General features: G+C 59.6%; 9 protein-coding genes. 5 read left to right on the top strand and 4 right to left on the bottom strand.

Annotation, left to right across the window (positions count from 1 at the left end; genetic code table 11):
• Nucleotides 1-28: 28 nt before the first annotated feature.
• Both O7A61_RS00840 and O7A61_RS00835 read left to right on the top strand, forming a co-directional pair.
• Nucleotides 29-1,696 carry an NAD-dependent malic enzyme gene (locus tag O7A61_RS00840; RefSeq protein WP_337127993.1) on the top strand — a complete coding sequence of 556 codons (1,668 nt, stop codon included), beginning with the start codon at nt 29-31 and terminating at the stop codon, nt 1,694-1,696.
• 35 nt (nt 1,697-1,731) lie between these two features.
• The gene (locus O7A61_RS00835; RefSeq protein ID WP_337127992.1) at nt 1,732-2,724 is read left to right on the top strand and encodes a YoaK family protein; all 993 of its coding nucleotides are present in this window, start codon (nt 1,732-1,734) and stop codon (nt 2,722-2,724) included.
• A 637-nt stretch (nt 2,725-3,361) separates the two neighbouring features.
• Here O7A61_RS00835 and O7A61_RS00830 read toward each other — a convergent pair.
• Nucleotides 3,362-3,493, bottom strand: a complete 132-nt coding sequence (locus tag O7A61_RS00830) for a hypothetical protein (RefSeq protein ID WP_337127991.1) — start codon at nt 3,491-3,493, stop codon at nt 3,362-3,364.
• A 55-nt stretch (nt 3,494-3,548) separates the two neighbouring features.
• On the opposite strand from O7A61_RS00830, the gene O7A61_RS00825 reads away from it, so the two are divergent.
• The 3 genes from O7A61_RS00825 to O7A61_RS00815 all read left to right on the top strand — a co-directional run bounded on the left by O7A61_RS00825 (nt 3,549) and on the right by O7A61_RS00815 (nt 8,714).
• A complete protein-coding gene (locus O7A61_RS00825; RefSeq protein WP_337127990.1) occupies nt 3,549-4,706 on the top strand; it encodes an efflux RND transporter periplasmic adaptor subunit in 1,158 nt (385 codons plus the stop codon).
• On the top strand, nt 4,703-7,813 hold the full coding sequence (locus tag O7A61_RS00820) for an efflux RND transporter permease subunit (protein WP_337127989.1): 3,111 nt from the start codon (nt 4,703-4,705) through the stop codon (nt 7,811-7,813). Before O7A61_RS00825 ends, O7A61_RS00820 begins: the two co-directional genes overlap by 4 nt.
• Nucleotides 7,814-8,138: 325 nt before the next feature.
• On the top strand, nt 8,139-8,714 hold the full coding sequence (locus O7A61_RS00815; protein ID WP_337127988.1) for a carboxymuconolactone decarboxylase family protein: 576 nt from the start codon (nt 8,139-8,141) through the stop codon (nt 8,712-8,714).
• A 438-nt stretch (nt 8,715-9,152) separates the two neighbouring features.
• Here the strand turns inward: O7A61_RS00815 and O7A61_RS00810 are convergent, their stop codons facing one another.
• The 3 genes from O7A61_RS00810 to O7A61_RS00800 all read right to left on the bottom strand — a co-directional run bounded on the left by O7A61_RS00810 (nt 9,153) and on the right by O7A61_RS00800 (nt 13,286).
• Entirely contained in the window at nt 9,153-10,214 is a 1,062-nt protein-coding gene (locus tag O7A61_RS00810; protein WP_337127987.1) for an SDR family NAD(P)-dependent oxidoreductase, read from the bottom strand.
• Nucleotides 10,215-10,347: 133 nt separating this feature from the next.
• Nucleotides 10,348-11,142: an AraC family transcriptional regulator gene (locus O7A61_RS00805; protein ID WP_337127986.1), complete on the bottom strand. Its 795-nt coding sequence runs from the start codon at nt 11,140-11,142 to the stop codon at nt 10,348-10,350.
• Nucleotides 11,143-11,717: 575 nt separating this feature from the next.
• Complete coding sequence (locus O7A61_RS00800) at nt 11,718-13,286, bottom strand: CHASE3 domain-containing protein (protein WP_337127985.1); 1,569 nt, start codon at nt 13,284-13,286, stop codon at nt 11,718-11,720.
• Nucleotides 13,287-13,493 lie beyond the last annotated feature (207 nt).

The following is a 13,493-nucleotide window of genomic DNA, read 5'->3' as shown; positions in this document are numbered from 1 at the left end:
CCGGTACACATCACATCGGAGCAATCAAATGACCGCGCGCGCATCGATCCAGATTGAGGTGCCTACCACGGAACATCCCACCGGCCGCAGCTTGCTGCGCAATCCCCGCCTCAACAAAGGGACCGCATTCTCCGAGGCAGAGCGGGGAGCTTTGGGACTGGAGGGTCTGCTGCCGCCCGCGGTGAGCACGATCGCTTTGCAGGTCGCTCGCCTGCATGAAGAGATCGCCGCTCTCGACGACGATTTGCAGAAGTATTTGGTGTTGTCGGATCTGCAGACGCGCAACGAGACGCTCTATTACGCGCTCCTGATGTCGGACCCGGCCACCTACATGCCGCTTGTCTATACGCCGACAGTCGGCGAGGCTTGCCAGAAGTTCGGTCACATATTCCGCGCGCCGCGCGGTATATATCTGCCAATCAGTGCGCGCGGTCGGCTGAAAGAGCTGCTTGCCAATTGGCCGGAAAAGGATGTGCGCTTCATAGTTGTCACCGATGGCGAGCGCATCCTCGGACTTGGCGATCTTGGCGCCGGCGGTATGGGCATTCCGATCGGCAAACTGACGCTCTACACCGCGTGCGCGGGAGTGCCGCCGCAACACTGTCTGCCGGTCGTCCTCGATGTCGGCACCAACAATCACGAACTCCTGGAGGACCCGCTGTATCTCGGCTTGCGTCGTGAGCGAATCCGGGGCGCGGAGTATGCGGCCTTCATCGACGAATTCGTCGATGCTGTGCAGGCGTGTTATCCCAGATGCTGTATCCAATGGGAAGACTTCGCAAACTTCAACGCTGTTCCCATTCTCGAGCGGTACCGCGACCGGATCTGCACTTTCAACGACGACATCCAGGGTACCGCAGGTGTCGCGCTGGCCGGCATCTACGCAGCGCTGCGCATCTCAGGGCAGCGGCTCTCCGAGCAAAGATTCCTGTTCCTCGGCGCAGGCTCGGCGGCGACCGGCATTGCCGAACTGATCAGCCTCGCGATGGCGAGCGAGGGCACGGAGCTCACGGCGGCGCGGGGCCGCAACGCCCTGTTCGATGTCAATGGCCTGCTGGTGAAATCGCGCACTGATCTGACCCACTTTCAGCAGCGGTTCGCCCTGGATCATGCGCCGGTAGCGACTTTCGTCGAGGCGGTAAAGGCGCTCAGGCCAACGGGCATCATCGGCGTCAGCACCACGCCGAACCTGTTTGATCAGCAGGTCATCGAGGCCATGGCCGAGATCAACGAACGGCCGATCGTCTTTCCCTACTCCAACCCGACTTCGCGCTCCGAGTGCACCGCCGCGGAGGCCTATGGCTGGTCGCAAGGTCGGGCAGTCTTCGCGAGCGGCAGCCCGTTCCCACCAGTCGAGATCGACGGGCGGCGCTTTGTGCCGGGACAGGGCAACAATGTCTACATCTTCCCGGCCATCGGCTTAGCGGTCTTTGCCACCGACGCCACCCGGGTGACCGAGGACATGTTCATCATCGCCGCCAAGGCTGTGGCGGAGCAGGTTAGTGAGGAGCACCTCGCGACCGGACTGATCTATCCGCCGCAGAGCCGCATTCTCGAGGCATCGCTCCATGTCGCCGAGCGGATCGCCGCCTACATTTTCGACCAGGGCTTGGCAAAGGTGCCGCGCCCGAACGATATCGGTGCGCTGATCAGTGCTTGCGCTTACCGACCAATCTATTCGGATGAAGCCGGCTAAGATCGCTTTCCCAAACCGATGCATGCGGATCAGGCATGAGCGAGCGCGCAACTGTACATTCTGGAGAGGGGTCGTCGGCAGTCTGCGCTGAACCGGGCGTAGCCGCGTCGCATTCAGGCAGTGTTGATACGGGTGTGATAAAGGGGGCCGCGATCGTGGACTGGGTCGACGAGTCGGCCGGTAGTAAACCGTTGCTGTTTGCGCTCAGCCTGATCGCAGGCAGCGTGGACGTCATCGGCTTTCTCGGACTTGGCGGCCTATTCATAGCCCACATTACCGGAAATCTCGTTGTTCTTGCCGCCAGGCTTGTCGGCGACGGTCAAGCGCCGGTGGCTCATTTGATCTCGGTTCCGGTGTTCGTGCTCGTAGTTACCCTGGTGAAACTTCTTGTGACTGGATTGGAGCGTATGCGGATCCCCTCTCTGCTGCCTCTGCTCCTGCTGCAGTTCGCCCTTCTTTCTGCTTTCCTTGCCACCTGTATCGAGAACGGACCGCATGTGGATCCTGATTCAGCGAACATGGTTGTCGCGGGCATGCTGGGCGTCTCGGCCATGGCTGTTCAAAACGCTCTTGTGCAGCTCTTGAAGGGAGCGCCTTCCACTGCGGTCATGACAACCAACATAACGCGTTTCGTGGCGGATCTCAGCGAGGCGCTGCTTGGAAGCAGTACCGGCGATCGGATCAACGCAAGAAAGCGGGCGCAGCGCGCGGGACTGGTGATTGCCGGCTTCTTCATCGGATGCGCAATCGGTGCGGCCTGCGAACAAGCATTCGGCCTGTGGTCCATCCTGCTGCCGGCAAGCGGCGCGCTTATCGCTGTCGTGCTGGGGACAGGCCCACGCGGCCGGCCCAAGACGATTGTCGATAAAAGAACGTCAAGGGGCGACGATAGCGGCTCAATATGTCCACCAAGTAAACTGAATTTCGCATTCAACCTTCAGTTCTACAAGAACAAGGATGGTCGGCAGGATGCGCCCTGCGATGACCATAGGTTGGCAGCGGCCGACGAACAGTTCCGACTGGCCTGACCGTTGTCGGCAATCTCTTTGCGCAAGAGCAAGCCAATCGCAGCAGTAGCGATCAAGCCAGTTTCCGCTTGGAGCCTTAGCTACTGAACAGGTGCTGTTCCGGCCCACGGGTGGAGTATCGGTTTCCACTCCGGCATACCGAACAGCGACAGTCGATCACGAAGAAGTTCCCCTCGCCTTGGCGCGACGCCGGGCGATGCCCTCGTTGAACAACAGGAGATTCCATGCAACGGACGTCCTTGATCATCGTTGCCCTCTTGTTCAGCTGCAGCGCAAGTTATTCGCAAACGATGAACACACAGGCATTAGGAGCGACCTCCGCGCTCGGCATCCCGGGGTCCAGCGGCTCGGGTACGTCCAGCACCGGCATTCCTCTGGGTGCAACCGAGATTGATCCAGGGGGAATGAGCACAGCAATCGGCACAACCTGTTCGACCTTCGACGGAGGCGGACTCACAACGCCCGCCCCTATGGCCGCAGCCTCGGATTGCACGTCCTCGCCCAACTTATCTTCGCGTGGCACTGCGTCGCCTCTGTCAACTCCGGGTTCGAGCACAAGTTCTGCACTGAATGGCAGCACAATCCCGCTGAGCTCGACTGAATTGAGCAATGCCGGCGTGAGCCCAATAATCACGATTCAGGCGCCGAGCACCGAGAGCAATACAATCGGCAGCACTGCGATGGGAGTCCCCTCGTCCAGCAGTGGGGCGCCGTGCAGTGGCCCGAGCAGCGGGAGCAGTTTCAACTCGGCCTCCGGGTCGACGAGCACAGCCGGATCTCTTCCCGGGTGCTACTAAAGCGGGGCTTTTATGCGAAAAAGATTCATGGTGCTCATCACGGCGATAGCTGTCATTGGCGGCGCCGGGCTGGCAGTGTGGTACGTCAGCGATACGACCCCACCGGCCCAAGCCGCCCTCCCACCTCCGGCCGTTCCAGTGGTTGCCGGAACAGTTGAGAGTAGCAACGTGCCCGTCTATCTGCACGGGATGGGCACAGTCGTCGCCTACAACAATGTGATTGTCCAAAGCCAAATCACCGGACAGATCATCAAGATCGCCTTTATCCAGGGACAGACAGTGAAGAAGGGCGATCTTCTGGCCGAGATCGACCCGCGGCCTTATCAGGCACAGCTTGACCAGGCGATCGCGACCCGCGACCGCGATCAGGCGCAGCTCCTCAATGCCCGCGCCGATCTAAACCGCTATACTGCCCTGCAGCAGAAGGGGTTCGCCACCACGCAGCTGGTGGCAACCCAGAATGCCCAATTAAGCCAACTGCAGGCGCAGGTGAAATACGACGAAGGCGTTATCGCCCAGGCGCGAACGAACCTGAGCTATACGAGGCTGACGGCTCCGATTGACGGGGTGACGGGCGTTCGTCAGGTCGACGAAGGGAATATCATCACTCCGTCCAGCGCGAACGGTCTTGTCGATATCGCACAGATCCAGCCGGCCTCCCTGTTTTTCTTCCTGCCGCAGACCGACTTCGTTCAGATCCAGCAGCAAATGGCCACGGGACCGCTGACAGTCCTCGCATACAGTCAAGACGACAAGGTCAAGCTTGATACAGGCAAGCTCGATCTCATTGACAATCAAATCGTCCAGACCACCGGAACGATTCGACTGCGTGCCAGCTTCCCCAATGCCAAGCGCACACTGTGGCCCGGCGAACTCCTCAATGTTCGACTGCTTCTCGAGACCCGCCAAGGCGGCCTGACGATCGCCGGTTCGGCCGTGCAGCAAGGGCCGCAAGGATCGTTTGTATGGGTCATCGGCTCCGACGGAACAGTCCAGACGCGTCCAGTCGAGGTCGCGGAGATTGACGAGGGCATAGCCCTGATAAATTCCGGGCTTCAGGCTGGCGAGAAGGTCGTCGTGGACGGCCAGTATCGACTGCAGCCGGGTGCCTCCATCCAGGCACTGACTGGACAGGCCGCTCGCGGCGCTCAGTTGCAGAGCTCTATCGAGCAGGAAATCCCATGAATGTTTCGGCATTTTTCATCCGCCGCCCGATCGCGACGGCGCTGCTGATGCTGGCAGTGCTGCTGCTGGGGCTCGCGGCCTACCCGCTTCTGCCCGTGGCAGCCCTGCCGAACGTGAACTTCCCGACCATTCAGATCCAGGCGCAGCTTGCAGGCGCCGATCCGCAGACGATGGCATCCTCGGTCGCGACCCCACTCGAACAGCAGCTCTCGCTTATTCCGGGCGTCACGCAGCTAAGTTCTGTGAGTGGGCTCGGTACCACACAGCTCACGGTTCAGTTCGATCTGAGCCGTGACGTCGATAGTGCTGCCGCCGACGTGCTCGCAGCCATCAACGCCGCAAGCCCGTATTTGCCCCAAGGCATGACCTACCCTCCCACGATCCGCAAGGTGAACCCGGCCGATACGCCTATCCTGGTCCTCGCCCTCACCTCCAAATCGGTCCCGCTCACTACAGTAGATGCGTATGTCGAAGGTATCCTTGTCCCCAAGCTCTCGCAAATCGCCGGCGTCGGACAGGTCGGGATCGGCGGCCAGCAAAAACCTACTGTCCGTGTTCAGGTCGACCCGCAAGCGCTCGCCAATCGCGGCATAAGCATGGAAGATGTACGCACCATACTCGGCCAGGCGAATGTCGATCAGCCGAAGGGCACTCTCAACGGTCCGAAACAGAGTTATACGCTCAACACCAACGATCAAATCGTAAAACCAGACCAGTACCAAAACCTGATCATAGCTTACCGAAACGGCTCACCGGTTCGCATTAGCGACGTCGGCAATGTGACAGCGGGGCCGGAAAACGTCTTCAACGCGGGCTGGTACAATGACCAGCGCGCGGTTTTCCTCACGATCCTGCGCCAGCCTGGCGCCAACGTGATCGACACGGTCGATCGCGTCAAGGCGTTGTTGCCGCAGCTTCAAGCCTCAATCCCACCGGCGATCAAGCTCGATGTTCTTTCGGATCGAACTCAAACCATCCGCGCTTCCGTTAAGGACGTTCAGTTCACATTGATTCTCACGATTGCGCTCGTGATCATGGTCATCTTCATCTTCCTGCGTAATGTCTGGGCGACTGTCATTCCGGCCGTGACAGTGCCGCTCTCGCTCGTAGGAACATTCGCCGCACTGTACGCACTGGGTTACAATCTCGACAATCTGTCGCTCATGGCGCTCTCAATTGCTGTCGGCTTCGTGGTTGATGACGCCGTTGTCGTGATCGAGAACATCACACGTCACCTGGAGGAGGGTCTTTCTCCGATGGAGGCCGCCCTCAAAGGCTCCGCCGAAATTGGCTTCACGATCGTATCAATAACGCTTTCGCTAATTGCGGTCTTCATTCCACTGTTCCTCATGGGTGGCTATATCGGCAAGCTGTTTCAGGAGTTTGCCATCACGGTCAGCGTCTCGCTCGTGCTGTCACTTCTGGTCTCGTTGACGCTGACCCCCATGATGTGTGCCCGCCTCCTGAAGCGTCCGGCCGAGACGCACGGGCGCCTTTATATGTTCTTCGAGCGCGGCTTCGATGGCTTACTTGGCGCGTATGAGCGGGCTCTTCGTGTAGCCCTGAAGCACCGGTTCATCACACTGCTGGTAATGCTCGGCACGATCGGGCTCACCGGCTACCTTTACTCTGTCGTTCCTAAGGGCTTCTTCCCGCAACAGGATACCGGAATGATAACCGGCATCGCGGAAGCAGCGCCGGATGTCTCATCTCAGGCGATGAGCGCGCGCATACAGGCAGCCATCCATGTGGTGATCGCGGATCCGGCAGTCGCTTCGGTCGGGTCCAGCATCGGGCCTTCCGGTGCGACTTCCACCCTTAATCAAGGCCGCCTCTTCATCGCCCTGAAACCGCGCGAGCAGCGCGATGCTTCCGCCGACCAGGTGATCAATCGCCTGCAAGCGTCATTGGCTAAAATCGAGGGCATCAGGCTGTACATGCAAGCAGCGCAAGATATCACCGTCGGGGCGCGTGTCGCCAAAACGCAATATCAGTACTCGCTGACGGATGCAGATTCCAACGAGCTGGATCACTGGTCGGCCTTCTTCCTCGAAAAGCTGCAAAAGCTGCCCTTGATCTCGGACGTGGCAACAGACCAGGAAAGTGGCGGGCCGCGGCTCAATGTGACCGTCAACCGCGAAGTCGCATCGAGCTTCGGCATCCTGCCTGGGACGGTCGACAACATTCTGGACGATGCCTTCGGCCAGCGAATTGTCTCGACCATCTACACGCCGCTGAACCAATACCACGTCGTGCTCGAGGTCGACCCGCGCTTCCAAACCGGCCCCGAGGCGCTCAGCGACATCTATACACCCTCATCTGCCGGGCAGCAGGTACCGCTCGACACCCTGGTCAAGAATGCAGTCACGACGGCGCCGAGCGTGGTCAACCATCAGGGCCTGTTCCCCTCGACTACGATCTCGTTCAACCTGAAACCGGGCGTGGCACTCGGCGACGCGGTCAACGCCATTCACCAAATCGAGCAGACAAGCGGGAAGCCGGCGTCGCTCACGACCACTTTCCAAGGTAATGCGAACGCCTTCACGTCAGCCCTGTCGGGAGAAGTGATGCTGGTCGTGGTAGCGCTTGTGGTCATTTATATTATCCTCGGCGTTCTCTACGAGAGTCTGATTCATCCCATCACCATTTTGTCGACGCTGCCGTCGGCCGGCATCGGTGCGCTTCTGTTGCTGATGGTCGCGCAGAGACCGCTCGACGTAATAGGCATGATCGGCATCATCCTGCTCATCGGCATCGTCAAGAAGAACGGCATCATGCTCGTCGACTTCGCACTCGAGCGCGAACGCATCGAGGGACTGAGCCCGGAGGAATCAATCTATCAAGCGTGCCGGCTACGGTTCCGTCCTATCCTCATGACTACTGTTGCGGCGCTCCTCGGCGGCCTCCCGCTGATGCTCGGCACCGGCGTTGGATCTGAACTCCGCCAGCCGCTCGGCTACACTATCGTCGGCGGCCTGCTGCTTTCTCAGCTGTTGACGCTCTTTACCACGCCGATCGTCTACCTCTACCTCGACCAACTCAGCGGGTTGGTGCGGCGCCGGCGCCAGCCGGCGAAAGAGAAGTATCCCGATGTGGTCGAGGCGTAGAATTCGCGTGAGCGTTTCTTGCTCAACATCGGATCCAATCAGGAGGCTCCGACCGACCAAACTCAAGACGTCGATTACAGCCGGCGGGCCATATATCTCAGCCAAAGAACTCGGAAAACCGTCTCCTTCTTGGCCAAGACGACTGCAGTCCACAGTTGAACATCGTCAGAAGGTCGGAAATGCCTAACTCTCCATATCGGCGGCAATATCGGACAAGCATTGTCCTCCCGCTTAGCTATGGAGATGATGCATTTCATTCGTCTGACCCGATCAACTACCCATTGAGGTGCCTGACGAAACGCGCACTCCAACCCACAGGATAGCCATGCGCCTACCCCTTCTCTTACCGTCCGACCTCAGCCCGGACCAACGTGATCTCTATGATGACATGCGAAACGGCATCCAGAGCGGATTCAAAGGCTTTGAGGCGATCAACGATGACGGCGCGTTGATCGGTCCATGGAATCCATGGCTACACTTCTCAAGATTCGGCGCCCCGACATGGGAGCTCGTCAAGGCGCTTTCCGCCTCGCCCACGCTGCCAAAGCCGGTCCGCGAGGTCGCGATCCTTGTGACGGGCGCACATTTTCACTCGGCCTACGAACTCTATGCCCATGTTCTTGTTGCAGAGGCGAGTGGGCTGGCTGAGGAGACAATCGCAACCATCATAGCCGGGCAACGTCCGGTGGACCTGACGTCCCAGCAAGTGGCAGCATACGATGTCGCTTCCGCGCTGGTATCGGGGAGGCTTCTTCCCGATCTGGTCTATCGCCAGGCGGTGAAAGCCTTCGGCGCGGATGGCGCCGCCGAACTCATTTACCTGACCGGCCTTTACAGCCTCGTATCGGTGATATTGAACGGCTTCGACGTGCCGGTACCGGAGAGCAGGAATGCCCTCTGAACGCGCCAGTTCTGCTCTTGCGCTGAAGCAGCTGTGCTGGCGATCGGTGCCGGCGTGCTGACGATCCCATCGCCGGCACGGTTGAGATCCCTCGGCCCGACGTAAGACTTAACCGCCCTGAGCTCGAACAGCGTCTATGACATTGCGACTGCAAACGCGAGGAAGCGACGATGGCCGATAGCTGGGTCAATTCTGGAACGGGACGTTTGAGCTGCCTCGCGCAGTCCTGAATAGGGTCTCCGGCCGCACGACGCCGCACCTTTGTCAGGCAGCTTAGACCCGAGCGCGGGACTCCCTCGTAACTGGCAGAATGCCATGAGATCATGTCTCCATGGCAGCGGCAGTGATGCCGTCGGATGTCACGGGCTGGTGTGCCGGCATGATCAGGGGAAGATTATTTTCCCCTGGAATAGACGAGTCGTCGAGCTGCGGATTGCCTCAACTTGCCTTTGCCGCATCCCCGCCTGTCACCGCAAACTCAGCCCCGGTCACCAACGCAGCGGCATCGGACGCCAGGAAGACTGCGACTGGTGAAATATCCTCCGGCTGCAGCCAACCCACCTGGAGCGGCACGGTTGGTGCACGCGCTTCCCAAGCCTCCTGCGCGGTCGGATTAGCTGTGGGCGTTCTGTTCGATTGCTCGATCGCAGCCCGAAAGCGCTGCTCATTGTAAGTTAGTGGGGTGCCGACCAAGCCGGGCAATATCGCATTGACCGTGATGTTGTGCTGACCAAGCTCGAGCGCCGCGGATTTCATCAGTCCGAGAATGCCCCATTTCGAGGCGGAATAACTCGCGCCATCTTTGGTCCCCATCCTGCCCTGCATAGATGAAAGCAGGATAAGGCGACCATATTTGCGAGCAACCATTCTGGGACCGAAAGCGCGTATGGTATTGGCCGTGCCGTTGAGATTGTTTTCAATCTGATCCCGCCAATCCATGTCATCCATCTGCATCAAAGGCTTCCAACCTTGGATCGCTGCATTGGCGACCACAATGTCGATCTTCCCGTACTCACGTTCGACCTGGTCGGCGACCCGGCGTAGCGCCGCGATGTCCCGGATATCAGCCTTCACAGCCGCTCCGCGTCGACCATATTTCTGGATCTGCGCAACAGTCTCCGAAAGCTCGCTGTCCGTTGCAGGAATCGCATCTGCCGTGGGGCTCACCGGACCTGCAATGTCGAGCGCGACAACGTCCGCACCGTTTGCAGCAAATTCGACCGCGATTGCGCGGCCGATGCCGCGAGCGGCTCCGGTAACGACCGCGATCTTGCCCGACAGGGTCGAACCCCGGCCGGGTAGGATCGGGCCAGCAGACCTGTCCTTGGGTGGTGTCGGATAAGGACCAGCTACGGGCTCGGCGACGGGTGCATGCGCCATTGCTGCTGACGAAGCCGCGCTGGCCTGCCTGCTGCTTGCCAAGGTGGCAATCGCAACGCCGCTTCCCAAAAGCAAGGTGCGGCGGGTGGTGTCGCCGGTTTTCGCCTTGTCGTGTCCCATCTCGTTTCCTTTCAAAGCCTCACAAGCTGCAAGTTTCTTCGCGACGATCGTAACTCCGAACCGATCACGATGGAGCCGAGCGTCGGTTTTGATCGGATCCGTCCTGCCGTGGCGGCTGGGATCAAAACCCCATTCAGCAAGGGGCAGCCGCCCGGCTGCGCGAGTAGGCAGTGGGCGTGAAGCCGGTCAGCTTGCGGAAGGTGGCCGTGAACGCGCTGGTCTCGCTGAAGCCCACGGTAAGACCTATTTCTGTCACGGACATCGCAGACTCAACAAGCAGCACCATTGCCCGTTCGATGCGCCGCGTGACGTGGAACCGATGAGGTGGCACGCCGAATGATCGCTTGAAGGCTCTGGCGAAGTGATACGTGCTTAGACGCGCGAGTTCGGCGAGATCCGAAAGTGATATCGGCTCTGCGAGATGCTCTTCAATGTGGGCAGCAACCACTCGCTGCTGCCATGCGGCAAGCCCGCCGCGGACAGGAGTGTCGGCTTGCGAAGCCGCTTGATCGAGGCGACATAGCTCACGGGCAAGCACGAGGGCCAGCGCCTGAAGATACGATGCATCGCCTGCAGCGGACCTCTCGACGATTTTCCCGAGATTGAGCGCGAGCGCCAGGAGCACCGCATCCTCGAAGAAGAGCCGCGGCATCGGCACATCGGGGTTCGACACCTGGGCCGGATCGAAATACACGAAAATGATCCGGGTCACGCCCTGCGCCTCGTGCCAGTCGTGATACGCGTGATTTGCGGGCACGAAGCTTGTTCTCCCCGTCCGGTCCTTCAAACCAGATCGTGGCAGACCGTCCACAAACGTCTCCCCTGCGCGCCGAACGCCTTGCTCCCAAACGGCGAGCAGATGCACGGGGGCGTTGAAATGGTACTCGGCTCTGATGTCATCCCTGGTCTCGACGATCTCGGCAATCATGCCGCCGCAGGTCACGGCTCGCCGTGTGGCCGCATAGGCCGGGGATATCTCGACAAGCGGACCAACAAGCCCGCTACATGCGACTGTATTGACTTGGCCAGCGACGTGCGCCGCCTCGCGTCTGCGGAGCTCGGAAGGGCTTGTCGGCATTGGCCATGACGGCAGAGCTGCAGGCAAAACCGCGCCACCAGCGGTGGCAAATGGCTCGAGCTTCGGGAGTGACGAGTCTAACAGCATTAGCGCACCTTGCAGGTTGGAGACCTTTGTTCGTGCCGTGCGCCTTAGTTACGTGCGACCTGCGGACCGCTCCATCGTACATAGGTAAGCCGTAGTAGAATCTCGGTGTGGCAGGCCTATACTTGTGTATGTTTTTTCCCAAGTCATGGCGGCAGATCTGGACCCTGCGAGCTCATCGCAACGGAAGCGTTCGCGCTGACTCGGTCAAGCCGAACCGGCACGCATCGGAAACCCAAAGAACCTTGAGTTGAGTTAAGTGCGAATTCGGCACTCTCGCCTGACCACCGAACGCACGCCATCTCAACCTTGGCGGCAAGCCGGCTGCTGCGGGTTTGTTCTCAGAGTTGGGCGGTCCCGTTTCGGGTATCGCCTGCGGAGATGGACACCGCCTGCGAGCCGGCGCTGTCTTCGGCGGGCACGGAGAACCGAAAAATGGCCCCTCGAGGTTCATTCGCCGCGGCCGACAACTCGCCGCCATGCCTTTCGACAATGGTGCGCGAGATGGAGAGCCCCATGCCAAGCCCTCCAGGCTTGGTGGTGTAGAATGCATCGAAAAGCCGCATTAGACTTTGCGGGTCCATCTCCGGACCAGTGTCGCACACCTCAACGACAATCGCGGCCGGCTCCGCCTGACAGGTTCTGATCAGCAATTCTCGTGACCCGTCGCGAACGCTAGCCATAGCCTCGATAGCATTGATGATCAGATTGAGCATGACCTGTTGCAACTGGACCCGATCCCCACGGATGGGCGGCAATCCCTCCGTAAGCTCCAGCCGAAGGTGAGCGTCATTTGCGAGGACTTGCCGTCGAGTGAGGGCCACGACTTCGAGCATCAAGCTGTTGACATGGAGGAGCTCAGACCGCCGAGGTGATTTCATGAACAGGGCACGAATGCGCTGAACGACTTCCGAAACCCGCGTCCCTTCATTGACGATGCTGCGGAGAGCATGTTGCGCTTCCTTGAGGTTCGGCTGTTGACCACTCAACCAGCGCAAGGCGGCTTGTGCATTCGTGACCACAGCGGCAACCGGCTGGTTTACCTCATGCGCAATTGAAGCCGTGAGTTGACCCATGGTCACCACTCGGTTTGCATGCGCTAGCTCAGACTGAAGCCTCTCACGCTCGATCATGCTGTCCTTCAGAACCTGGACTGCGGCAGCCATCTTGCCGACCTCGTCGCTGCGCTCGATCCTGGGCACCTCGACGGCGGTGAACCCCTTGGCGAGTGTCGTTATTGCTGCCGTGAGGCGTCCGATAGGCGCAGCAATGGATCGGGTGACAAGAGCGGCCATCAACGCCGCTATGACCAATGAGACCGCGCAGCCAAGCACCGTCATCGTATACGCTGCCGTAAAGGCCTTTCGCTGAGTAGCGTCTCGCCCTGCAAGGAGCTCCAGCTCAGCTTTCTCGATCTCCTCGGCTTTCGCGTGAATAAGATCGATTAAGCTTCTACCAACCATTGAGCTTTCAATGGCACGCGCACCCTCCTGCCCCTCGGGCTTTGGCATGAGAGCAATTTCACGATCCGCAATGCTAGATCGCCATTTCTTCTCCAAATCATCGAGCGCATTGAGCCGACTCTGCTGGGACGGGTTGTCTTTAGTTAAATCTCTTAGCTTGCTAATTAACTGCTCGTACCTAGCGTTGCTCTGGCGGGAAGACTCCAGAAAACTGTCATCACCGGTAAGTACGTAGCCGCGGAGGTTCGATTCCTGCTCCAGTACGGCATGCCTTGCTGTGCTTAGGGCGACCACTACGTCGGTGGAATGGATGCGCCAATTCTTGGCTTCCTCCACTACTAGCAGCCGGTCGTAAACTACTGCGCTGCTCACAAAAATGGTGGCAAGCACCACGACAAACGCCGCTAGCAGCTTGCTTAAAATCGGCAGGTTTGCCAAAGCGGACACACAAACTCCTCCAGGCCGCGGCGAACCCTTCGGGGGCCTCACTTCAGATTCTACAGTCCGGCCGGGGCATATGCACGTCGATTCTCCCGTCAAGCCCCAGCGAACACGGCGGCACTCCAAGCTGGGACTCTGGACACGCCGCATGGCTGATTTGCCGGAGCATATTGCTGCCGGGGCCCTTCTGTTTCGGACGGAGCACTACCTGCG

Source organism: Mesorhizobium sp. Cs1321R2N1, from assembly GCF_037179725.1.
In the GTDB taxonomy this organism is placed as follows: Bacteria; Pseudomonadota; Alphaproteobacteria; order Rhizobiales; family Rhizobiaceae; genus Mesorhizobium; species Mesorhizobium salmacidum.
Note: the sequence above shows the minus strand (reverse complement) of the source record. Positions and strands in the feature narration are given on the sequence as shown.